The sequence below is a fragment of the Streptomyces sp. NPDC086989 genome (genome assembly GCF_044745505.1).
GTDB lineage: Bacteria > Actinomycetota > Actinomycetes > Streptomycetales > Streptomycetaceae > Streptomyces.
Window position 1 is genome coordinate 147,824 of the sequence record NZ_JBIVAL010000010.1, and the last position, 21,666, is coordinate 169,489.

Sequence of the window (21,666 nt, forward strand, 5' to 3'; positions counted from 1 at the left end):
CGACGGACGCCGCCCATTCTGCCCTGATCGACCCGTCAGGATTCCTCCGGGCGGCCCGCCCCCGCCCCCGCCCCCTCGCCCGACGCGGGCCTCGGGATCACCGCCAGCGGATACACCGGGGGAGTCCCGCCGAACTCCGGACACACCGCCCGATGATCACACCAGCCGCACAGCTTCGTCGGCCGCGGCCGCCACTCACCCGTCTGCGTCGCCTCCCTGATCGCATCCCACAGCGCCAGCAGCTTGCGCTCCACCCGCTCCAGATCCGCGATCACCGGGTCGTACGTCAGCACGTCCCCACTGCCCAGATACACCAGCTGCAGCCGCCGCGGCACCACCTGCTTCAGCCGCCACACCACCAGCGCGTAGAACTTCATCTGGAACAGCGCACCCTCGGCGTACTCCGGCCGCGGCGCCTTGCCCGTCTTGTAGTCGACGATCCGCACCTCACCCGACGGAGCCACATCCACCCGGTCGATGATCCCCCGCAGACGCAGCCCCGAATCCAGCTCCGTCTCCACGAAGAACTCCCGCTCCACCGGCTCCAGCCGCGTCGGGTCCTCCAGCGTGAACCACCGCTCCACCAGCGCCTCGGCCTCCGTCAGCCACCGCGCCAGAGCCGACCCCCCGTCCCCCTCGGGAAACAGCTCCGCCAGCTCCGGCTTCGACTCCAGCAGCCGGTCCCACTGCCCCGGGACCAGCGCCTTCGCCCGCGGCGCCGTCCGCTCCTGCGCCGGATGGTCGAACAACCGCTCCAGCACCGCATGCACCAGCGTCCCCCGCGTCGCCGCCGCACTCGGCTTCTCCGGAAGCTTGTCGATCACCCGGAACCGGTACAGCAGCGGGCACTGCATGAAATCGCTCGCCCGCGAAGGGGAGAGCGAGGAAGGCGCCACAGCGCACGGGGCTGCATCTGCATCGGCAGCATCAGCGGCATCGGCTGCGCCAGGAACCGGACCGGGGCTCGTCGTCATGGACAAAACCCTACGACCCGCCACCGACAGCACGCGCATACCATCGACGCCGACCCCCATCGCACTGCATGATCGGAGCATCACACCGCGCCACCACCCACCCCGCCCCGCACCGACCGTGCACCTGGACCACACTGAAAGCACCGCCGGCCGCAACCCGCCGGACAGCACCGAACGAAGGACAGCCGTGCCAGACACCGACGAAACCGGCGAGCGCGCAGACAAGCGCCCCGGACCGGGCGGCGGCATCCTCATGGGCCGCCCCTTCGGCGTACCCGTCTACGTCTCGCCCAGCTGGTTCCTCGTCGCCGCCCTCATCACCTGGGTCTTCGGCGACCAGCTCGACCGCGTCCTGCCCGACCTCGGCCCCGCCCGCTACCTCGTCTCCCTCTTCTTCGCCGTCGCCTTCTACGCCTCCGTCCTGGTCCACGAACTCGCCCACACCGTCGCCGCCCTGCGCTTCGGCCTGCCCGTACGCCGCATCCAGCTCCAGTTCTTCGGCGGCGTCTCCGAGATCGAGAAGGAATCCGAGACCCCCGGCCGCGAATTCGTCCTCGCCTTCGTCGGCCCCCTCCTCTCCCTCCTCCTCGCCGGCGCCTTCTACCTCGGCATGGAGCTCGTCGACCCGGCCACCGTCCCCGGCGTCCTCCTCGCCGGCCTGATGATCTCCAACCTGCTCGTCGCCGCGTTCAACCTGCTCCCCGGCCTCCCCCTCGACGGCGGCCGCATGCTCCGCGCCGTCATCTGGGCCATCACCGGCAAACCCATGGCCGGCACCGTCGCCGCCGCCTGGGTCGGCCGCGCCCTCGCCGTCACCGTCCTCATCGGCCTCCCGATGATCACCCACACCGGCATCCTCGGCACCGACGGCGGCGCCGTCGAGTCGACCGGCATGAACACCGTCATGGACGCCCTGCTCGCCGCGATCCTCGCCGCCATCATCTGGACCGGCGCCGGCAACAGCCTGCGCATGGCCCGGCTGCGCGAACACCTCCCCGAACTGCGCGCCCGCACCCTCACCCGCCGCGCCGTCCCCGTCGAGAACGCCACCCCCCTCTCCGAAGCCCTGCGCCGCGCCAACGCCCACGGCGCCCGCGCCATCGTCGTCGTCGACGGCCACGGCGACCCGCTCTCCATCGTCCGCGAGACCGCCATCGCCTCCGTCCCCGAACACCGCCGCCCCTGGGTCGCCGTCAGCACCCTCGCCCAGGAGCTCACCGACGGCATGAGGGTCTCCGCCGAACTCTCCGGCGAAGAGCTCCTCGACCACCTCCGCGCCACCCCCGCCACCGAATACCTCGTCCTCGAACCCGGCGGCGAAATCTACGGCGTCCTGTCCACCCTCGACGTCGAGAAGGCCTTCGTGAAGGCCATGGCACGGCCCCAGCCCTGAAGCCAATACACTGGTCACATGTCCGAACCGACCGGTGCCGCCCGCCGACGCGGGCCCTTCGAGGTCGGGGACCAGGTTCAGCTCACCGACCCCAAGGGCCGCCACTACACGTTCACGCTCGAAGCAGGGAAGAATTTCCACACCCACAAGGGTTCCTTCCCCCACGACGAGCTGATCGGCTCCCCCGAAGGAAGCGTCGTCCGTACCACGGGCAACGTCGCCTACCTCGCGCTGCGTCCCCTGCTCCCCGACTATGTCCTGTCCATGCCCCGCGGCGCCGCCGTGGTCTACCCCAAGGACGCGGGCCAGATCCTGGCCTTCGCCGACATCTTCCCCGGCGCCCGCGTCGTGGAAGCGGGCGTGGGCTCCGGCTCCCTGAGCAGCTTCCTGCTGCGCGCCATCGGCGACCAGGGCATGCTCCACAGCTACGAGCGCCGCGCGGACTTCGCCGAGATCGCCACCGCCAACGTCGAGCGCTACTTCGGCGGCCCCCACCCCGCGTGGAAGCTGACCGTGGGCGACCTCCAGGACAACCTGGACGAGACCGACGTCGACCGAGTGATCCTCGACATGCTCGCCCCCTGGGAGTGCCTGGACGCGGTCAAGAAGGCCCTCGTCCCCGGCGGCATCCTCTGCTGCTACGTGGCCACCACCACCCAGCTCTCCAAGACCGTCGAGTCCATCCGCGAGATCGGCTGCTTCGCCGAGCCGCAGCCCTGGGAATCGATGATCCGCAACTGGCACGTGGAAGGCCTCGCCGTGCGCCCCGACCACCGGATGATCGGGCACACCGGCTTCCTCGTCACCGCCCGCCGCCTCGCCGACGGCGTCGAGCCCCCCATGCGCCGCCGCCGCCCCGCCAAGGGCGCCTACGGCGAGGACTACGACGGACCCGGCAGCGACCGCTCCGCCTAGACAACGGCGAGGCCGCCCGGCCGAACCAACACCAAGGCGCTGTGGCGCAGTTCCCCCGACAACCCGGGAACTGCGCCACAGCGCCTTTTCGTTGTCCCACCACCGACCCCCAAACCGGCCCCGGCCGACACGGACCCGGCCGTTCCACCCCGGTGTGAGGTGTGGCACGATGCTGGCTCCCCGTCACCGTTCGCACAGGAGACACCCCGCGTGCCGCACCGCCCCGCCGAGCTGACGCCGACCCTGGACACCCTGGCCCACAGCAGCGCCAGGCCCCTCCACTGGCTCGCCACGGCCACCGCCATGGCCGCCGTCATCGCCGCCGCGGGACTCATCCAGCCGGCCGCCTCCGCCACCGGCCCCACCCCGGCCCCCGCCGGCGGCCCCAAGGCCTCCGCCGCCCCCGCACCGGACCCCGCCCGGGCCACCTACCCCCTCGACTGCAAGGGCCTGCCCGTGGCCGTCACGGCCACCGCCCAGGGCGACCTCGACGGCGACGGCCGGCCCGAGACCGTCACAGCCGTCCGCTGCGACGCCGGATCCGGCACCCCGCCCCACGCGATCTACGTACTCGCCCAGGACAAGGCCCCCGGCTCCGCGCCCAGGGTCGTGGCGACCCTGCTCGAGGCCGCCAAGAAGCAGACCGCCACCGACCTCGCCGTCCGCGACGGAGTCGTCACCGCCAGTCTCCTCGGCTACTCCTCGCCCCAGGTGCCCCGCTACAGCCCCGACGTGAAGCAGCTCGCCAAGTGGCGCTGGACCGGCGGAAAATTCCGCCAGGAGCTGACGAACTCAGACGCCAGGAGTGTTTGAACCGTCACTCCGCGTCCGGACCGTACACCTCGACCCTGTCCGAAACGCGCCTTACGTGGATGCAGTCACCCGGGCACTCCTTCGCCGAGTCCACCACGTCCTGCAGCAGCGTCAGAGGAACCGGAGTCGTCGCCCCCGCGTCCACCAGAAGCTCGTCCTCCGGGCTCTTCACATACGCCAGACCATCGATGTCCAGCTCGAACACCTCCGGCGCGTACTGCACGCAGATGCCGTCACCGGTGCAGAGGTCCTGGTCGATCCAGACCTCAAGCGGCTCTCCGGCCTGCCCGGCACCACCCGTGGGAGCCTCCTGCTGCACGGTCATATCTCCTGCCGTTCCCTGCGCTCAGTGATCCGTTTCCGCCACAAGCCGCGGCAAGTCGCGCGAGCCCTGACGGGTGTTGAACACTTCGACCTTACAACCGGCCGCTTTCCGATGTTGATGGGTGGGTATTTCCTTGGCGTGAGGGAGTACGCAAGGGTGAAGATCGGACACACCTCTACCGTCTTTGTGATCTAGGGGTTTCAATCACCACCAGCCCAGGTAGGGTCAGGAAGCGTCCAGCTCCCCTTGGAGGAGGTGAGGACCGTGGCAGCCCACGACGACGACATCAACCGCGGCATCCGGCCGGGGCGAGGGTCTGAGGACCCCGCCGGCCAGGTTGCCTATCTCGAGCAGGAAATCGCCGTCCTGCGACGTAAGCTCGCCGACTCTCCGCGGCACACGAGGATTCTCGAAGAGCGGATCGTCGAGCTCCAGACAAACCTGGCCGGCGTCTCCGCGCAAAACGAGCGACTGGCAAATACGCTCCGTGAGGCCCGCGACCAGATCGTCGCCCTCAAGGAGGAAGTCGACCGGCTCGCACAGCCGCCGGCCGGCTTCGGTGTCTTCCTTCAGGCGAACGAGGACGGCACCGTCGACATCTTCACGGGGGGCCGCAAGCTCCGCGTGAACGTCAGCCCCAGCGTCGAACCGGAAGACCTCCGGCGCGGCCAGGAGGTCATGCTCAACGAGGCCCTCAACGTGGTCGAGGCCATGGAGTTCGAACGGGCCGGGGACATCGTCACCCTCAAGGAGATCCTCGAGGACGGCGAGCGCGCCCTGGTGGTCGGGCACACCGACGAGGAAAGGGTGGTGAGGCTCGCCGAGCCGCTCCTGGACATCACCATCCGCCCCGGCGACGCCCTCCTGCTCGAACCCCGCTCCGGCTACGTCTACGAGGTCGTCCCCAAGAGCGAGGTCGAAGAACTCGTCCTCGAAGAGGTCCCCGACATCGACTACGACAAGATCGGCGGCCTGGGCGACCAGATCGAGCTGATCCGCGACGCGGTCGAGCTCCCGTACCTCTACCCCGACCTCTTCAAGGAGCACGAACTGCGGCCCCCGAAGGGCATCCTGCTGTACGGCCCCCCCGGCTGCGGCAAGACGCTCATCGCCAAGGCCGTGGCCAACTCCCTTGCCAAGAAGGTCGCCGAGGTGACCGGCCAGCCCGCCGGGAAGTCCTACTTCCTGAACATCAAGGGCCCCGAACTCCTCAACAAGTACGTCGGCGAGACCGAGCGGCACATCCGCCTCGTCTTCCAGCGTGCACGCGAGAAGGCGAGCGAAGGCACCCCCGTCATCGTCTTCTTCGACGAGATGGAATCCCTCTTCCGCACCCGCGGATCCGGAGTCAGCTCGGACGTGGAGAACACCATCGTCCCCCAGCTGCTCGCCGAGATCGACGGCGTGGAAGGCCTGGAGAACGTCATCGTCATCGGCGCCTCCAACCGCGAGGACATGATCGACCCGGCCATCCTGCGACCCGGCCGGCTCGACGTGAAGATCAAGATCGAGCGCCCCGACGCCGAAGCGGCGAGGGACATCTTCGCCAAGTACCTCAAGGCCTCGCTGCCGCTCCACACCGACGACCTCTCCGAGCACTCCGGCTCGCCCGAGGTCGCCGTCCACAGCATGATCCAGACTGTCGTCGAGCAGATGTACGCCGAAACCGAGGAAAACCGCTTCCTCGAGGTCACGTACGCCAACGGCGACAAGGAAGTCCTCTACTTCAAGGACTTCAACTCCGGCGCCATGATCCAGAACATCGTGGACCGGGCGAAGAAGATGGCCATCAAGGCCTTCCTGGAGCACAACCAGAAGGGCCTGCGCGTCTCCCACCTCCTCCAGGCTTGCGTGGACGAGTTCAAGGAGAACGAGGACCTGCCCAACACCACCAACCCGGACGACTGGGCCCGGATCTCCGGCAAGAAGGGCGAGCGGATCGTATTCATCCGCACCCTCGTCACCGGAAAGCAGGGCGCGGACACCGGACGCTCCATCGACACGGTGGCAAACACCGGTCAGTACCTCTGATCGAACAGGGCGGCTGCGGGTGGCCCCACCGGGCACCCGCAGCCCACTGCTTTACCGACTGTTCTTTTCAGCCGGTGACGGGGTGAAGTCAATGACTGAAATGATCTCCCCACCAGCGCGGAGTGGTTCTAGGCTCTTCCGTACCGCCGGTCGCGCAGTGCGGGGACGGGCACCGCACACGCACCGGAGCACCAGCGGTACTTGAGCGCCGCTCCCGAACGGGAGCGCCGCCGGGCAAGGAGGGCCGCATGACCGTACGGCGAGTAATGGGAATCGAGACGGAGTACGGGATCTCCGTCCCGGGGCACCCGAACGCCAATGCCATGCTCACCTCGTCCCAGATCGTCAACGCCTACGCGGCGGCGATGCACCGGGCGCGACGCGCCCGCTGGGACTTCGAGGAGGAGAACCCGCTGCGGGACGCCCGCGGCTTCGACCTCGCCCGCGAGGCCGCAGACAACAGCCAGCTCACCGACGAGGACATCGGCCTCGCCAACGTCATCCTCACCAACGGCGCACGGCTCTACGTCGACCACGCGCACCCCGAATACAGCTCCCCTGAGATCACCAACCCGCTCGACGCCGTCCTCTGGGACAAGGCCGGCGAGCGCATCATGGCCGAGGCGGCCGTACGGGCCGCCCAGCTCCCCGGAGCCCAGCCCATCCACCTCTACAAGAACAACACCGACAACAAGGGCGCCTCCTACGGCACGCACGAGAACTACCTGATGAAGCGGGAAACCCCCTTCTCGGAGATCGTGCGCCACCTGACCCCCTTCTTCGTCTCCCGCCAGGTCGTCACCGGCGCAGGCCGCGTCGGCATCGGCCAGGACGGCCGCGAGCACGGCTTCCAGATCAGCCAGCGCGCGGACTACTTCGAAGTCGAGGTCGGCCTGGAGACCACCCTCAAGCGGCCCATCATCAACACGCGCGACGAGCCGCACTCCGACGCGGAGAAGTACCGCCGCCTCCACGTGATCATCGGCGACGCCAACCTCTCCGAGATCTCCACGTACCTCAAGCTCGGCACCACCGCCCTCGTCCTGTCGATGATCGAGGACTCCTTCATCAACGTGGACCTGGCCGTGGACCAGCCCGTGCGCACCCTGCACCAGGTCTCCCACGACCCCGACCTGCACCACCTCATCACGCTCCGCAGCGGCCGCACGCTCACCGCCGTGCAGCTCCAGATGGAGTACTTCGAGCTGGCCAGGAAGTACGTGGACGAGCGTTTCGGCACCGACGCGGACGAGCAGACCAAGGACGTGCTGGCCCGCTGGGAGGACGTGCTGGGCCGGCTGGAGAGCGACCCGATGAGCCTGTCCGGCGAGCTGGACTGGATCGCGAAGCGGGAGATCCTGGAGGGCTACCGCAGGCGCGACGGGCTCGGCTGGGACGCGGCCCGGCTGCACCTGGTGGACCTCCAGTACGCGGACGTACGGTCCGAGAAGGGCCTGTACAACCGCCTGGTGGCCCGCGGCAAGATGAAGCGGCTGATGGACGAGACCGCGGTCGGGCGGGCCCAGGGCAAGCCGCCGGAGGACACCAGGGCCTACTTCCGGGGCCGGTGCCTGGAGCAGTACGCGGACGACGTGGCCGCGGCCTCCTGGGACTCGGTGATCTTCGACCTCCCGGGCCGGGACTCCCTCCAGCGGGTCCCGACGCTGGAACCCCTGCGGGGTACCCGCAAGCACGTGAAGGAGCTCCTGGACCGCTGCCGCACGGCGGAGGACCTGGTCCGGGTCCTGAGCGGGAACCAGGGCTGAAAAGCCGCCGTTAAGGGAATCATGAAAGCAGCCGCACGTTGATGAAAGTGCGGGGACGAATGCCGGACCCTCCTTGTAGGGTCCGACGTAGGGTCTGATCTTGAGAGATCCCGATCCCGGGGTCTCTCGACATGAGCGCGCGAACCGAGCGGGGTGAGGTAGACATGGCGACCAAGGACACCGGCGGCGGACAGCAGAAGGCGACTCGCTCGACCGAGGAGGTCGAGGAGGCGGCGGTCGAGGAATCGACCGACCTCAAGGAGCGCCAGGAAAAGCTCTCCGACGACGTCGACTCAGTTCTTGACGAGATTGACGATGTACTCGAAGAGAATGCCGAGGATTTCGTTCGGAGTTTCGTACAAAAAGGCGGGGAATAGCCTTCGAATCCAAGGTGAATCCGCCAGTGTGTGCTCCATGTCCAATGGAACGAAGTGGTGTCGCGGGTGTGCGCGAGACCTCCCACTGAGCGGATTCGCCTCGGATCGAAATCGCAGTGACGGGCTTCAGCCCAGATGTCGTGAATGCGTGGCTGCCTACAGTGCTCAGCACTACCGGCGCCGCCAGGCCGCCAAGGGCAAGCTCGTCAAGGAACACGTCGATGTGCCGGCGGGGTGGAAGCTCTGCCGCCAGTGCGGCGAGGTCAAGCCGCACAGCGAATGGCACAAGAACGGCACGGCGTCCGACGGGTTATCCACCCGCTGCAAGGCCTGTCGGGTCGTCCAGGGCCGGGCAGGTCATCTCAAGCGGGCCTACGGCATCACCGAGGCGCAGCGCGACGAGATGATCATGGCTCAGGGCGGTGTCTGCGTCATCTGCCAAGTGGGTGCCGCAGAGCACGTGGATCACGATCATCAGACGGGTAAGGTCCGAGGCGTACTGTGCTTCAGCTGTAACGCGGCACTGGGGCAGTTCAAGGATCGGCCGGACGTCATGCGACGTGCAGCCGCTTACGTGGAAGGAAACCTGTGGAAGCCAACAATCGTGGCACAGGGCGTCTACCGGCAGCCTTCCTGACGCCGGGGTCCTCGTCCTTCATGGACTTCCTCGGGGCGCACTCGCCCGAGATGCTGCCGGGCAACCGGAAGCTGCCCGAGGGGGTCGTCGAGGCGCCGCACGGGACGACCATCGTCGCCGCCACCTTCCCCGGCGGAGTGGTCCTCGCCGGTGACCGGCGCGCGACGATGGGGAACATGATCGCGCAGCGGGACATCGAGAAGGTGTTCCCGGCCGACGAGTACTCCGCGGTCGGCATCGCCGGTACGGCCGGCCTGGCCGTGGAGATGGTGAAGCTGTTCCAGCTGGAGCTGGAGCACTTCGAGAAGGTGGAGGGCACGACCCTCAGCCTGGAGGGCAAGGCCAACCGGCTCTCCACCATGATCCGGAGCAACCTGGGCATGGCGATGCAGGGGCTGGCCGTCGTACCGCTCTTCGCGGGGTACGACGAGGCCAAGGAGAAGGGCCGGATCTTCTCCTACGACGTGACCGGAGGCCGCTCCGAGGAGCACGGCTACGCGGCCACCGGATCGGGTTCGATCTTCGCCCGCGGGTCGATGAAGAAGTTGTACCGGCCGGACCTGACGGAGGAGCAGGCCACCACGCTGGTCGTGCAGGCGCTGTACGACGCCGCCGACGACGACTCGGCGACCGGTGGGCCGGACCTGTACCGGAAGATCTTCCCCATCATCACCGTCATCACCGACGAGGGGTTCCGCAGGCTCGACGAGGACGAGTCGCTGGCGCTCGCCCGCAAGGTGACGGACCGGCGGCTCCAGGAGCCCGACGGTCCGCGTGCCGCCCTGCTCTGACCAGTCCTCCTCGTCGCCCAGAAGAAAGGGACGGACAACCGGTGTCGACTCCGTTCTATGTGTCACCCCAGCAGGCCATGGCCGACCGGGCGGAATACGCCCGGAAGGGCATCGCTCGCGGTCGCAGCCTTGTCGTGCTGCAGTACGCCGACGGCATCGTGTTCGTCGGTGAGAACCCGTCGCGCGCGCTCCACAAGTTCAGCGAGATCTACGACCGGATTGGCTTCGCGGCCGCCGGTAAGTACAACGAGTACGAGAACCTGCGGATCGGTGGCGTGCGCTATGCCGATCTGCGCGGATACACCTACGACCGTGACGATGTGACGGCCCGTGGGCTGGCGAACGTCTACGCGCAGACGCTCGGCACGATCTTCTCGTCGGCCGGTGAGAAGCCGTACGAGGTGGAGCTGGTCGTGGCCGAGGTCGGTGCGACGGCCGCGGGTGACCAGATCTACCGGCTGCCGCACGACGGGTCGATCGTGGACGAGCACGGTTCGGTCGCGGTCGGTGGCAACGCCGAGCAGATCAGTACGTACCTGGATCAGCGCCACCGGGACGGGATGACCCTGTCCGAGGCGCTGAAGCTGGCGGTGCAGGCGCTGTCCAGCCAGGCGAACGGTGCGGACAAGGCGATTCCGGCCGAGCGGCTGGAGGTTGCGGTGCTGGACCGGACGCGGGCGCAGCAGCGGAAGTTCAAGCGGATCCGGGGCCGGCAGCTGTCGCGGCTGCTGGAGGCGGACGTCCCGGCGGCCGCGCAGGCGGATGCGGTGTCGAACGACGAGGTGCCCGAGGACGATTCCGAGTAGGGACTCCGGGCAGCGGTTCAGCGGCGCCTTCGGCCTTCGGGTCGGGGGCGCCGTTGGCGTTTCAGGCCGGGGCGGGGCCGGAGGAGGCGCGGACGACCAGTTCGACGGGGACGTCGGGGGCGGTCCAGGGGGTGCCTTCCAGGACGGCGAGGAGGGCGGTCATGCCCTGTTCGCCGACGCGTTCGGCGGGGAGGTGGACGGTGGTGAGCTCGGGTTCGACGGCGGTGGCGAGGGCGAGGTCGTCGAAGCCGGTCACGGAGAGGTCGTCGGGGATGCGCAGGCCGAGGCGGCGGGCGGCCTTGCAGGCGCCGGCGGCGAGGATGTCGTCGTCGCAGACGATGGCGGTGGGCCGGTCCCCGGGGGCCGCCAGGGCGCCTTCGACGGCCGTACGGGCGTCGGTGACGGTGAGGGGGGCCCGTACGGTGCGCAGCTCGGCGTGGGGTTTCAGGTGGGCGGCCAGGGCTTCGGCGCGGATGTCGAAGGTCCAGGAGTCGACGGCTGCGGCGAGGTGGAGGAAGCGGCGGTGGCCGTGGGCCAGGAGGTGTTCGGTGGTCTGGCGCATGCCGTCGGCCATGGCGAGGTTGACGTGGGCGGCGGCGCGTCCGGCGGTGGGGTCGCTGTCGAGCATGACGAGGGGGAGTTCGGCGTCGCCGATGGCGTCGATGGCGTGGGCGGCCATGGAGGAGGCGATGACTCCGTCGAGGGCGGCGCGGGCGGAGGGGAAGGGGTTGCGGGCGGGGCCGGTGCCGTCGGGGGAGGGGTAGAGGACGACGCCGAAGCCGTGTTCGGCGGCGATGCGGGCGGCGCCGGTGTAGACGCGGGCGAAGAATTCGTTGGTGAGGGCGGGGACGACGAGGAGGGCGGTGCGGGTGCTGCCGAGGCGGAGGTTGCGGGCGGCGAGGTTGGGGCGGTAGCCGAGGGTGGTGGCGGCTTCGCGGACGAGGCCGGCGGTGCGTTCGGAGACGCGTCCGTGCCATTTGTCGCCGAGGACGAGGGAGACGGTGGCCTGGGAGACCCCGGCGGCGGTGGCTACGTCGCGGCTGGTGGGTCTCGTCACACCGTGCTCCTGTTGTACGAGGTCGGCGGGGTGGGGGTGGTGGTCCGGTTGGACCCCTGTGCTGGGGACATGGTACGTATGACGTCGGACGTTATACGTATTACTTGGTTGACTCCCGGGCTGGGTTCCGGGCAGAAGGGGGCGGACATGGCCGCGGGATACGCGGAGCTGCTCAGGACCCGGCACGCCGCGAGGCTGCTGGCGGGCACGCTCGTCGGCCGGCTGCCGAACGCCACCGCGGCGATCGCGATCGTGCTGTTCACGCGGGCCGAGGGGGGCAGCTACAGCCTTGCGGGCGCCCTCGCCGCGGTCTACGGCGTGGCGAACGCGGTGGGTCAGCCGCTGCTCGGCCGCGCCGTGGACCTCTTCGGGCAGCCGCGGGTGCAGCTGCCCGCGGCGGTGCTCTCGGCGCTGGGCATGGCGTGGCTCGCGTTCGCGGGTACCGGGTCGGCGGCGGCCGCGTACGGGGCCGTGGTCGTCGGAGGGTTCTTCGCGCCGCCGCTGGAGGGCGGGCTGCGGGCGCTGTGGCCTTCGGTGCTCGGCGGCAAGGAGGAGCGGGTGCACGCCGCGTACGCGATGGACGCGGTGGCGCAGGAGATCATGTACGCGGTGGGGCCGCTGCTCGTGACGCTGTGCGTGTCGCTGTGGAATCCGGCGGGGGCGCTGCTGGTCATCCATGCGCTCGGGGTCCTGGGGGCGCTGTCCGTGGTGGTCTGTGAGCCCTCGCGGACGTGGCGTTCGGAGCCGCGCGAGGCGCACTGGCTGGGCGCGCTGCGCTCGCCGGGGCTGCGGGCGCTCCTGGGTGCGTTCTTCTTCGTGGGCATGGCGCTGGGTTCGATCACGGTGGCGGGCGTGGCGTACGCGGACGTCCACGGGGGCCAGGCGGTGTACGGCTGGCTGATGGCGGCGCTGGGTGTGGGCGCGCTGGTCGGCGGGGTGCTGTACGGGGCGCGGCAGTGGGCGGGTGCGCCGGAGCGGCGGCTGCGGCTGATCGTGGCGCTGCTGGCGGTGTGCTATCTGCCGCTGGTGCTGGTTCCGGGGCCGGTGGCGATGACGGCGCTGTCGGCGCTGGCGGGTGTGTTCCTGGCGCCCGCGCTGGCGTGTGCGTTCATCGTCGTGGACCGGCACGCTCCGGCGGGGACGGTGACGGAGGCGTTCTCGTGGCTGGTGACGTTCTTCGGCGTGGGTGCGGCGATCGGTACGGCTGCGGCGGGGCCGGCGGTGGAACTGGGCGGTACGGCGAGCGGGTTCGGCGTGGCGTGTGCCGCGGGTGCGTCGGCGCTGCTGGTGCTGACGTTCACTCAGCGCGCCATGGCGGCTCCGGGCCGGACCCGTACGGTGGCGGGCTCGCCGGGGCCGGCTGCGGAAGGCGGGGGCGGGGGCGTGTCGGTGGGCGTGGAGGCCGTGGGCGGCGGCGTGTAGGGGCGGTGCGCGGTGGTGCGCCGGGGGGTCCGGTGGGGGTCGCGGGGGAGCGGTCCACGGGCAACTGATCGAAACGGCGTTCACGAACCCGGTTTCAGAACAGTGCAGAAGGCGTAATGTTCAGTCATGGACCGCCGCATTTTCGGGCTGGAGAACGAGTACGGCGTCACGTGCACCTTCAGGGGACAGCGCCGGCTGTCCCCTGACGAAGTGGCGCGCTACCTCTTCCGCCGTGTTGTGTCATGGGGCCGCAGCAGCAATGTCTTCCTGCGGAACGGCGCCCGTCTGTACCTCGACGTGGGTTCGCATCCGGAATATGCAACTCCCGAATGCGACAACGTGACGGAACTCGTCACGCACGACAAGGCGGGCGAGCGCATTCTCGAAGGCCTGCTCGTCGACGCCGAACGCCGCCTGCACGAGGAGGGAATCGCGGGCGACGTCTATCTCTTCAAGAACAACACCGACTCGGCCGGAAACTCCTACGGGTGCCATGAGAACTATCTCGTGGCCCGGCACGGAGAATTCTCCCGCCTGGCGGACATCCTCATTCCGTTCCTTGTCACGCGGCAGCTGATCTGTGGCGCGGGCAAGGTGCTGCAGACCCCCCGGGGTGCGGTCTACTGCGTGAGCCAGCGGGCGGAGCACATCTGGGAGGGCGTCAGCTCCGCGACGACCCGGTCCAGGCCGATCATCAACACCCGGGACGAGCCGCACGCGGACGCCGAGCGCTACCGCCGCCTGCACGTGATCGTCGGGGACTCGAACATGTCCGAGACGACCATGCTGCTCAAGGTCGGGGCCACCGACCTGGTGCTGCGCATGATCGAGGCGGGCACGGTGATGCGGGACCTGACGCTGGAGAACCCGATCCGGGCGATCCGCGAGGTCAGCCACGACATCACGGGTCAGCGCAAGGTGCGCCTGGCCAGCGGCCGTGAGGCCTCGGCGCTGGAGATCCAGCGCGAGTACTACGACAAGGCCGTGGACTTCGCCGAGCGCCGGGGCATCCGCACCGGCACGGTGGACCAGGTGCTGGAGCTGTGGGGCCGCACCCTCGACGCGATCGAGGCGGAGGACCTGGACCGGATCGGGACCGAGATCGACTGGGTGATGAAGTACCAGCTGATCGAGCGGTACCGGGCCAAGCACGGCATGACCATGTCCAACCCGCGGGTGGCTCAGATAGACCTCGCCTACCACGACATCCACCGTCGGCGCGGGCTGTACTACCTGCTGGAGCGCAAGGGGCAGGCGGCGCGGATCTGCAACGACCTCAAGATCTTCGAGGGCAAGTCGGTGCCTCCGCAGACGACGAGGGCGCGGCTGCGCGGCGATTTCATCCGCCGGGCGCAGGAGCAGCGGCGGGACTTCACGGTCGACTGGGTGCACCTGAAGCTGAACGACCAGGCGCAGCGGACGGTGCTGTGCAAGGACCCGTTCCGGTCGGTGGACGACCGGGTGGAGAAGCTGATCGCCGGCATGTGACATCGCGCTGATCTTGGGCGGGGCCCCGTACGGATCTCGTACGGGGCCCCGCCCACGCCTTAGAGTGGCGACGACCGTGCCGTCTGAGATCTGAGGAACACGTGCGCCGACTTGCCGGCCTGCTGGTCGTACCCCTTCTGCTGCTGTCGACAGCAGCCTGTGGCGACAGCGGCTCCGACTCCGCCGAGATGAAGAACGGGGCGCCCGCGATCACCAAGGGCGCCAAGTTCGGTGAGACCCCGACCCTGTCCAAGGGCAAGGGCGACCCGCCGAAGGAGCTGAAGGTGGTGACCGTCAGCGAGGGCAACGGCCCGGTGCTGAAGAAGGGCGATGTCGCCCAGGTCAACTACTACGGCCAGGTCTGGGACGGCAAGGAGCCGTTCGACCAGAGCTTCGGCAAGGGCAAGCCGTTCGATGTGACCATCGGTGCCGGAATGGTCATCAAGGGCTGGGACCAGGGCCTCGAGGGCAAGAAGGTCGGCAGCCGTCTGGAGCTCGTGATCCCGCCGGACCTCGGGTACGGCGCGCAGGGCTCCGGTGACAAGATCAAGCCGAACGCCACGCTGGTCTTCGTCGTGGACATCGTCAAGGGCACCTCGGTCCCGGTCTCGGCCACGGGCAAGGAGGTCGCGCAGGACAACAAGGACCTGCCGAAGGTCGGTACGAACACGGACGGCAAGGAAGTCTCCGTGACCGTTCCGAAGGACACCACGCCGCCGGCCAAGCTGGTCTCGAACTACGTGCTGGAGGGTGACGGCCCGGCCGTCAAGGACTCCGACAGCGTCATCGTCAAGTTCAACGGCAAGACGTGGAAGGACGACAAGACCTTCGAAAGCACGTACGCCACGGACCAGACGGTGACCTGGCCCATGGAGCAGCTCTCCGTCAAGGGTCTCAAGGACGGCATGCTCGGCAAGAAGGTCGGCAGCCGCATCCTGCTGGTCATCCCGCCGGACCAGGGCTTCGGCGACAAGGAGACGGGCACCATCCCGGCGAACTCGACGCTGGTCTTCAGCCTCGACATCCTCGCCGTGATGTAAGACTGTCCCAGTTGACCTGATTCAGTTTTGAGGAGCAGTTCCGTGAGCAACCAGCTCGAGAAGCCCGAGATCGACTTCCCCGAGGGCCCGGTCCCGACGGACCTCGTCATCGAGGACATCTGGGTCGGCGACGGCGCCGAGGCCACGGCCGGCAACAAGGTCTCCGTCCACTACGTGGGCGTGGCCTATTCCACCGGCGAGGAGTTCGACGCCTCCTGGAACCGTGGCGCCCCGCTGCAGTTCATCCTGGGTATCGGCCAGGTCATCCCGGGCTGGGACCAGGGTGTCCAGGGCATGAAGGTCGGCGGCCGGCGCAAGCTGACGATCCCGGCGCACCTCGCGTACGGCGACCGCGGCGCCGGCGGTGCCATCAAGCCGGGCGAGACGCTGATCTTCGTCTGCGACCTGATGGGCGTCTGACACGACGTCTCGTGACAGGTGAGAGGGCCCCCGCCGTCAGGCGGGGGCCCTCGCTTTTGCCGGGGCGCGCCGGGGCGGTACGGTCAACGGTCACGGACGTGTGCCTCGTGCGCCCGGACGTGTCGTGTGTCGTGCGGGGCGTGCAACGTGTAAGCGGAGAAGGGCGGAAGGGCGTCGATGGCGATTGCCAAGGCCGAGCGGCTGATGAATCTGGCGCTGTGTCTGCTGGGGACCCGTCGGCCGCTGAGCAAGCGCGAGTTGCGCGGCTCCATCGAGGCGTACATGGAAGCCGGCAACGACGAGTCGTTCAACCGCATGTTCGAGCGGGACAAGGACGACCTGCGTGAACTCGGCCTGGTCATCGAGACGGTGGAGAACCTGGAGGGCGAGACCGGCTACCTCGCCCGGCGCGACAGCAACCGGCTGCCGCCCGTCTCCCTCGACGCCGAGGAGGCCGCCGCCCTGGGGCTGGCGGCCAAGGTCTGGCAGCAGGCCCGTCTCGCGGGAGCCGCCAGCGGCGCCCTGCAGAAGCTGCGCGCCGGCGGGATGCCGGAGGCGGGGGACCCGTACGAGGGCCAGCACAGCGCCATCGAGCCCCGCATCCCGGTCCACGAGGCGGCCTTCGAACCCCTGATGCTGGCCTGCCGTGACCGCCGGCCGGTGGTCTTCGACTACCGCAAGTCCACCGCCGCGCGCCCCGAGACCCGCCAGGTGGAGCCGTGGGCGCTGGAGTGCTGGCGCGGCCACTGGTACCTGGCCGGCTACGACCGGGACCGCGGGGCGGAGCGCGTGTTCCGCCTCTCCCGGATCACCGGCAAGGTGCGCTCCCGGGCCGGCCGGTACACCGCCGAGGTCCCGGACGTGGTCACCGTGCGGGAGACCGTGGCGAGCTGGGCCGGGGAGAGCGCGGACCGCTCCGCGCTGATCCGGCTGCGGAGCGGTGCCGGGTACCCGCTGCGGGCCAAGGCCACCGCCGTGCGGGAGGGCGGGGACGGCTGGGACGAGCTGGAGATCCCGTACGGGCACGGGCTGGACGCCTGGCTGGTCGAGTTCGGGCCGGACGTGGTGGTCGTGGAACCCGCCGACCTGCGGGCGGACGTCGTGGACCGGCTGCGCGCCGTGGCCAGGGGCTGAGGCCGACCGGGCCGGGCCCGACAGGCCGGGCCCGCGGCGGCCGCCGCACGATCCGCACGCACCGCACAACCGCACCGTTCGCAAGACGTGCCCTGAGGGGGAGACGTACCAGCATGGCTGCCAACGCCATCGACCAGACCCGCCGGATGCTGTCCCTGGTGACCTACCTGCGCGAGCGCCCCGGGGCGCACGTCGCCGACGTCGCCCGGGCCTTCGGGATTACCGAGGACGAGCTGATCTCCGACCTCGACGTGTTGCCCATGTGCGGGACCAGCTTCCGTGGCGGGGACCTGCTCGACATCGACACCGACGGGGAGCGCATCTGGTGGCGCAACCCCGACGCGTCGGGGGAGTCCACCGCCGAGCCGCTGCGCCTCGCCGCCGACGAGGCGACCGCGCTGCTGGTCGCCGCCCGCGCCGTGGCCACCCTGCCGGGGCTGCGCGAGAGCGACCGGGACGCGCTGCTGCGGGCCACCGCGAAGCTGGAGGCGGCCGCGGGCGAGGCCGCCGGCGCCAGCTCCCGCCTGTCGGTGACCTTCGAGGCGGAGGGCGGGGTCTTCGCGGACGTCGACCGGGCCATCGCGGAGCGCCGGCGGCTGTGGCTGCGCTACTACTCGCCGGCGCGGGACGAGCTGACCGAGCGCAAGGTCGACCCGATCCGGCTCTTCGCGGTCGGCCACACGTACATGGAGGGCTGGTGCCACCTCTCCGAGGCCCGGCGCACCTTCCGGCTGGACCGGGTCGCCGAGATCCGGCTGCTGGACGAGCGGGCCGAGCCGCCCGCCATCGAACCGCGGGACCTGTCCGAGGGGCTCGTCCAGCCGGCCGCCGAGGATCCGGAGGTCGTGGTTGAGGTGGGGCCGGGCGGCCGCTGGGTCGCCGAGTACTACCCGCACGACAGTGCCGAGGAGCTGTCCGACGGCGGCCTGCGGATCACGCTGCGCAGCCCCGACCCGGCCTCGCTGCGCCGCCTCGCGCTGCGGCTGGGCCGCGAGGGCCGGATCGTCGCCCCCCTGGAGCTGGCCGACAGCGCGCGGCAGGCGGCCCGGGAGGCCCTCGCCGGGTACGGCGAAGAAGGCTGAACGGGTACGGCGGACAGGGCTGAACCGGCTGGACCCGGGGAAGCGGCGGGGCCGGGCGGTACGGGCCGTGCCGTGTGCGTGCGGGAGCTGTGCCGTCTGAAATGAATGGGCTGAGGGGAGCGCCGAGCGATGTCGCCAATGTCTGGGCCACGGGGTGTGCATGCTGCCGCAGGGCCGCCGGGACGGTCGTCCACGGTCGGGCCGGTCTCCTTCAAGGCCGCCTGTTCCGACTGCCGGGCCCGGTTCGAGCTGGACGCCGCGGCGCTGCGGCTGGTGATCGGCGGGAGCCGGCGGACCACGTTCTACTCCTTCACCTGCCCCGAGTGCGGGGCCTCCGTCCGCAAACCGGCCGGTGAGCGCATCGTGGAACTGCTGACCGGCGGCGGCGTGAGCACCCTGCGCAGCATCTGAGGCCTCCGGTGGCCTAGGCTCGACCCATGCTGTGGCCCATGCTCGCGATCGCCCTGGGATTCCTGGGGCTCGCCGTCCTCGCCGTCCTCGCCGTACGGGTCGCCGTGGAGGTGCGACGGCTCGCCGGCCAGGTCGAGCTGGCCGGCCGGCGCCTGACGGACGCCTCGGTGGACCTGGAGCGCGCGGCGTCGGACCTGGCCCGCGCGGGCGGGGCCGCCCGGCCGTGACCCGCGGGCGCGCGGGGGCGCGGTGCTCGGGCGACGGGCTCGTGGCCCGCACGTCTCTGGAAAGTGCGCGCCCGTACCCGTACCGTCGGTCGCAGTCGCGCGCAAGGCGTGGTACCCCGGGGGATTGCCGGGCGTTAACCCCCGGGGGTTACGATCCTTCCCTGAGCGGTTCGGGTCCGTGGCCCGGGCCGCCCGCCACCACAACCAGCCGTTTCGGTGAGAAGGAAGTCAGACATGATCGGCAATCTGAAGCCTCTTGAGATCCTCCTGATCATCGCCGTGATCTTCCTGCTGTTCGGTGCCAAGAAGCTCCCCGACATGGCGCGCTCCCTCGGCAAGTCGGCGCGCATCCTCAAGAGCGAGGCCAAGGCGATGAAGGCGGAGAGCGCGGCGGAGGACAACGCCGGCGCCGCCACGGTCGCCGACCAGGCCCCGCAGCAGGCCGCGGCCCCGCGCACCATCAAGGCCGCCCCCGGTGACGTGACCAGCTCCCGTCCTGTCAACGAGCCGAACCACTCCGCCCAGGGCTGATCCCCCGGCCGCCGGTCCGCGGCCACGATCACGCCGGTCATCTGCAACGAGACAAGGGACGTGGGTTGCTCAAGTCTGCCCGCAAGCAGGAGAAGCAAGGCAAGCAGGCCAAGGACGCCGAAGGGCGCATGCCTCTTGTCGAGCACCTGCGTGAGCTGAGAAACCGCCTGCTGAAATCGGTCCTGGCGATCCTCGTGATCACCGTCGTGGCGGCCTTCTACTACAAGAACCTCATCGACTTCATGCTGAAGCCGATGCTGGACTCCGTCGGCTGCACCGACGGGGTGGTCTCGCAGCGCAACGGCCGGCCCTGCGCCGACATGACCGTGAACGGTCTCATCGCCCCGTTCTCGATCGCCCTCAAGGTCTCGCTGACCGCCGGTGTGGTGCTCTCCGCGCCGGTGTGGCTCTACCAGCTCTGGGCCTTCGTCGCCCCGGGCCTGCACAACCACGAGAAGCGCTACGCGATGGGCTTCGTCGCCGTCGGCGCTCCCCTGTTCGGCGCCGGTGCGGTGCTCGCGTACAACCTGCTGCCGCAGACCGCGACGATCCTCCTCGAGTTCACCCCCGAGAACGCGCGCAACCTGCTGCCGGTCGACGACTACCTCGACCTGGTGACCCGCATGGTCGTCGTCTTCGGTCTCGCCTTCGAGCTGCCGCTGCTGCTGATCCTGCTGAACTTCACCGGGATCCTCACCGCCAAGCGGCTGGCGAGCTGGTGGCGGGCCATGGTGCTGGGCATCACGATCTTCGCCGCGTTCGCCACGCCCACCGGTGACCCGCTGACCATGCTGTCGCTGGCCGCGCCGATCGTCGCCCTCTACTTCGTCGCGCTCGGGATCTGCCTGATCAACGACCGCAGGCGGCGCCGCGGCAACCCCGACGCGCTGCTCGACGACGACGAGGCCTCCGAGCTGGACCTCACGCCCGCGCCGATCGGTGAGATGGAGCCCGTCCAGGCCCCGGCCGCGCTGCCCGAGCAGGCCGACGGCGGACGCCGGCAGATCAACGGTTACGACGACGCCACCTGACAGGTACATTCTCCCCCAGCTACCGCTGGGAGGTGCCCCCAGGTGAGCGCTGAGATCACCTTGTTCGTCAATCCCACCGCGGGACGCGGCCGGGGCGCGCACGCCGCGCAGCCGGCCGCGTCCGCGCTCCGGGCCGCCGGATTCTCCGTACGGACGGTCCTCGGCGCCGACGCCGGCGACGCGCTGGCCCGGCTGCGCACCGCCGTGCGCGAGGGCACCGGGGCGGTGATCGCCGTCGGCGGCGACGGCATGGTCTCCCTGGCCCTGCAGGCGCTCGCCGGGACGCTGGTGCCGCTCGGGGTGGTCGCGGTGGGGACCGGCAACGACTTCGCGCGGGCCGTGGGGCTGCCCGTACGGGAGCCCGCGCGGGCGGGCCGGCTGGCCGCCGAGGCGCTCAAGGAGGGCCGGGTCCGCGAGGTCGACCTCGGGCGGGTGGCCGCGGCGGGGGCCGCGGGCGAGGGCGCCGCCGAGGGCGGGACCTGGTACGGGACCGTGCTGTGCTCCGGATTCGATTCGCGGGTCAACGACCGCGGCAACCGGATGCGGCTCCCGGCCGGCCGGTTCAAGTACGACCTGGCGATGCTCGCGGAGCTGGCCGCGTTCCGGCCCTTCCCCTACCGGATCACCCTCGACGACGGTCCGGTGATCGAGACCGAGGCCACGCTGGTGGCCGTGGGCAACGGGTCCTCGTACGGCGGGGGCATGCGGATCTGCGCCGACGCCGTCCCCGACGACGGGCTCTTCGACGTCGTCGTCGTGGGCGACTGCAGCCGGGCCACCCTGCTCAAGGTCTTCCCGCGGGTGTACAGGGGGACCCATCTGAGCCACCCCGCGGTGACGGTCCACCGGGCCTCGAAGGTCACGCTGGAGGCCGCCGGGATCACCGCCTACGCGGACGGCGAGCCACTGGGGCCGCTGCCCGTGACCGCCGCCTGCGTACCGGGGGCCCTGCGGCTCCTGGTGTAGATAAAGATCGCGACTGTTGTCAGGGGCGG

Annotated in this window: 22 protein-coding genes and 1 pseudogene; 20 read left to right on the plus strand and 3 right to left on the minus strand. The window is 70.0% G+C overall.

The window, feature by feature from the left end; translation table 11 throughout:
• Positions 1-35: 35 nt before the first annotated feature.
• The gene (locus ACIPK4_RS24735; RefSeq protein ID WP_402316277.1) at positions 36-974 is read right to left on the minus strand and encodes a RecB family exonuclease; all 939 of its coding nucleotides are present in this window, start codon (positions 972-974) and stop codon (positions 36-38) included.
• Positions 975-1,203: 229 nt separating this feature from the next.
• Here ACIPK4_RS24735 and ACIPK4_RS24740 point away from each other — a divergent pair.
• The 3 genes and pseudogenes from ACIPK4_RS24740 to ACIPK4_RS24750 form a co-directional block, all read left to right on the plus strand.
• Positions 1,204-2,367, plus strand: a pseudogene (locus ACIPK4_RS24740) (site-2 protease family protein); the annotation flags it as partial.
• Between the two features lie 18 nt (positions 2,368-2,385).
• Positions 2,386-3,282 carry a tRNA (adenine-N1)-methyltransferase gene (locus ACIPK4_RS24745; protein WP_030860276.1) on the plus strand — a complete coding sequence of 299 codons (897 nt, stop codon included), beginning with the start codon at positions 2,386-2,388 and terminating at the stop codon, positions 3,280-3,282.
• A gap of 210 nt (positions 3,283-3,492) precedes the next feature.
• Positions 3,493-4,095: a hypothetical protein gene (locus tag ACIPK4_RS24750; RefSeq protein WP_402315986.1), complete on the plus strand. Its 603-nt coding sequence runs from the start codon at positions 3,493-3,495 to the stop codon at positions 4,093-4,095.
• A gap of 4 nt (positions 4,096-4,099) precedes the next feature.
• On the opposite strand, the gene ACIPK4_RS24755 is transcribed toward ACIPK4_RS24750, so the two are convergent.
• Entirely contained in the window at positions 4,100-4,420 is a 321-nt protein-coding gene (locus tag ACIPK4_RS24755; RefSeq protein WP_030860269.1) for a ferredoxin, read from the minus strand.
• 264 nt (positions 4,421-4,684) lie between these two features.
• On the opposite strand from ACIPK4_RS24755, the gene arc reads away from it, so the two are divergent.
• The 6 genes from arc to prcA all read left to right on the plus strand — a co-directional run bounded on the left by arc (position 4,685) and on the right by prcA (position 10,828).
• Positions 4,685-6,451, plus strand: a complete 1,767-nt coding sequence (arc, locus tag ACIPK4_RS24760; protein ID WP_402315988.1) for a proteasome ATPase — start codon at positions 4,685-4,687, stop codon at positions 6,449-6,451.
• 248 nt (positions 6,452-6,699) lie between these two features.
• On the plus strand, positions 6,700-8,217 hold the full coding sequence (gene dop / locus ACIPK4_RS24765; protein WP_402315990.1) for a depupylase/deamidase Dop: 1,518 nt from the start codon (positions 6,700-6,702) through the stop codon (positions 8,215-8,217).
• 164 nt (positions 8,218-8,381) lie between these two features.
• Complete coding sequence (locus ACIPK4_RS24770) at positions 8,382-8,594, plus strand: ubiquitin-like protein Pup (protein WP_030233608.1); 213 nt, start codon at positions 8,382-8,384, stop codon at positions 8,592-8,594.
• A 37-nt stretch (positions 8,595-8,631) separates the two neighbouring features.
• Positions 8,632-9,231, plus strand: a complete 600-nt coding sequence (locus ACIPK4_RS24775; protein ID WP_402315992.1) for an endonuclease VII domain-containing protein — start codon at positions 8,632-8,634, stop codon at positions 9,229-9,231.
• Positions 9,183-10,022, plus strand: coding sequence for a proteasome subunit beta (gene prcB / locus ACIPK4_RS24780; RefSeq protein ID WP_402315994.1), 840 nt, complete (start codon positions 9,183-9,185; stop codon positions 10,020-10,022). Before ACIPK4_RS24775 ends, prcB begins: the two co-directional genes overlap by 49 nt.
• Positions 10,023-10,063: 41 nt before the next feature.
• The gene (prcA, locus tag ACIPK4_RS24785) at positions 10,064-10,828 is read left to right on the plus strand and encodes a proteasome subunit alpha (protein WP_402315996.1); all 765 of its coding nucleotides are present in this window, start codon (positions 10,064-10,066) and stop codon (positions 10,826-10,828) included.
• Positions 10,829-10,889: 61 nt separating this feature from the next.
• Here the strand turns inward: prcA and ACIPK4_RS24790 are convergent, their stop codons facing one another.
• Positions 10,890-11,885 (minus strand): LacI family DNA-binding transcriptional regulator, encoded by a 996-nt coding sequence (locus ACIPK4_RS24790; protein ID WP_402315997.1) that lies wholly within the window; start codon positions 11,883-11,885, stop codon positions 10,890-10,892.
• A 147-nt stretch (positions 11,886-12,032) separates the two neighbouring features.
• On the opposite strand from ACIPK4_RS24790, the gene ACIPK4_RS24795 reads away from it, so the two are divergent.
• From ACIPK4_RS24795 to ACIPK4_RS24845, 11 genes are all read left to right on the plus strand, one after another.
• Positions 12,033-13,307: an MFS transporter gene (locus ACIPK4_RS24795; protein ID WP_402315999.1), complete on the plus strand. Its 1,275-nt coding sequence runs from the start codon at positions 12,033-12,035 to the stop codon at positions 13,305-13,307.
• Between the two features lie 126 nt (positions 13,308-13,433).
• Positions 13,434-14,795 carry a Pup--protein ligase gene (gene pafA / locus ACIPK4_RS24800; RefSeq protein ID WP_030294339.1) on the plus strand — a complete coding sequence of 454 codons (1,362 nt, stop codon included), beginning with the start codon at positions 13,434-13,436 and terminating at the stop codon, positions 14,793-14,795.
• Between the two features lie 101 nt (positions 14,796-14,896).
• Entirely contained in the window at positions 14,897-15,835 is a 939-nt protein-coding gene (locus tag ACIPK4_RS24805; protein WP_376195867.1) for an FKBP-type peptidyl-prolyl cis-trans isomerase, read from the plus strand.
• Between the two features lie 42 nt (positions 15,836-15,877).
• Positions 15,878-16,255 carry an FKBP-type peptidyl-prolyl cis-trans isomerase gene (locus ACIPK4_RS24810; RefSeq protein ID WP_402316001.1) on the plus strand — a complete coding sequence of 126 codons (378 nt, stop codon included), beginning with the start codon at positions 15,878-15,880 and terminating at the stop codon, positions 16,253-16,255.
• Between the two features lie 177 nt (positions 16,256-16,432).
• Positions 16,433-17,389: a helix-turn-helix transcriptional regulator gene (locus ACIPK4_RS24815; protein WP_402316003.1), complete on the plus strand. Its 957-nt coding sequence runs from the start codon at positions 16,433-16,435 to the stop codon at positions 17,387-17,389.
• Positions 17,390-17,502: 113 nt separating this feature from the next.
• Positions 17,503-18,471, plus strand: a complete 969-nt coding sequence (locus ACIPK4_RS24820; protein ID WP_054226079.1) for a YafY family protein — start codon at positions 17,503-17,505, stop codon at positions 18,469-18,471.
• 138 nt (positions 18,472-18,609) lie between these two features.
• Positions 18,610-18,882, plus strand: coding sequence for a hypothetical protein (locus tag ACIPK4_RS24825; protein ID WP_402316280.1), 273 nt, complete (start codon positions 18,610-18,612; stop codon positions 18,880-18,882).
• A 26-nt stretch (positions 18,883-18,908) separates the two neighbouring features.
• Positions 18,909-19,109, plus strand: coding sequence for a hypothetical protein (locus ACIPK4_RS24830; protein WP_054226081.1), 201 nt, complete (start codon positions 18,909-18,911; stop codon positions 19,107-19,109).
• Between the two features lie 234 nt (positions 19,110-19,343).
• Entirely contained in the window at positions 19,344-19,640 is a 297-nt protein-coding gene (gene tatA, locus ACIPK4_RS24835; protein ID WP_402316005.1) for a Sec-independent protein translocase subunit TatA, read from the plus strand.
• Between the two features lie 65 nt (positions 19,641-19,705).
• Positions 19,706-20,671: a twin-arginine translocase subunit TatC gene (tatC, locus tag ACIPK4_RS24840; RefSeq protein WP_402316007.1), complete on the plus strand. Its 966-nt coding sequence runs from the start codon at positions 19,706-19,708 to the stop codon at positions 20,669-20,671.
• A 42-nt stretch (positions 20,672-20,713) separates the two neighbouring features.
• Positions 20,714-21,637: a diacylglycerol kinase gene (locus ACIPK4_RS24845; RefSeq protein ID WP_402316009.1), complete on the plus strand. Its 924-nt coding sequence runs from the start codon at positions 20,714-20,716 to the stop codon at positions 21,635-21,637.
• The last annotated feature ends 29 nt before the right edge of the window (positions 21,638-21,666 follow it).

What these genes read in the sequence shown, in the direction of transcription:
- ACIPK4_RS24825 (WP_402316280.1), top strand. Translation starts at nt 18,610, where the DNA reads ATGTCTGGGCCACGGGGTGTGCATGCTGCCGCAGGGCCGCCGGGACGG.
- ACIPK4_RS24830 (WP_054226081.1), top strand. Translation starts at nt 18,909, where the DNA reads ATGCTGTGGCCCATGCTCGCGATCGCCCTGGGATTCCTGGGGCTCGCC.
- ACIPK4_RS24770 (WP_030233608.1), top strand. Translation starts at nt 8,382, where the DNA reads ATGGCGACCAAGGACACCGGCGGCGGACAGCAGAAGGCGACTCGCTCG.
- ACIPK4_RS24820 (WP_054226079.1), top strand. Translation starts at nt 17,503, where the DNA reads ATGGCTGCCAACGCCATCGACCAGACCCGCCGGATGCTGTCCCTGGTG.
- tatA (WP_402316005.1), top strand. Translation starts at nt 19,344, where the DNA reads ATGATCGGCAATCTGAAGCCTCTTGAGATCCTCCTGATCATCGCCGTG.
- ACIPK4_RS24755 (WP_030860269.1), bottom strand. Translation starts at nt 4,420, where the DNA reads ATGACCGTGCAGCAGGAGGCTCCCACGGGTGGTGCCGGGCAGGCCGGA.
- ACIPK4_RS24735 (WP_402316277.1), bottom strand. Translation starts at nt 974, where the DNA reads ATGACGACGAGCCCCGGTCCGGTTCCTGGCGCAGCCGATGCCGCTGAT.
- ACIPK4_RS24815 (WP_402316003.1), top strand. Translation starts at nt 16,433, where the DNA reads ATGGCGATTGCCAAGGCCGAGCGGCTGATGAATCTGGCGCTGTGTCTG.
- ACIPK4_RS24775 (WP_402315992.1), top strand. Translation starts at nt 8,632, where the DNA reads ATGTCCAATGGAACGAAGTGGTGTCGCGGGTGTGCGCGAGACCTCCCA.
- ACIPK4_RS24745 (WP_030860276.1), top strand. Translation starts at nt 2,386, where the DNA reads ATGTCCGAACCGACCGGTGCCGCCCGCCGACGCGGGCCCTTCGAGGTC.
- pafA (WP_030294339.1), top strand. Translation starts at nt 13,434, where the DNA reads ATGGACCGCCGCATTTTCGGGCTGGAGAACGAGTACGGCGTCACGTGC.
- dop (WP_402315990.1), top strand. Translation starts at nt 6,700, where the DNA reads ATGACCGTACGGCGAGTAATGGGAATCGAGACGGAGTACGGGATCTCC.
- ACIPK4_RS24795 (WP_402315999.1), top strand. Translation starts at nt 12,033, where the DNA reads ATGGCCGCGGGATACGCGGAGCTGCTCAGGACCCGGCACGCCGCGAGG.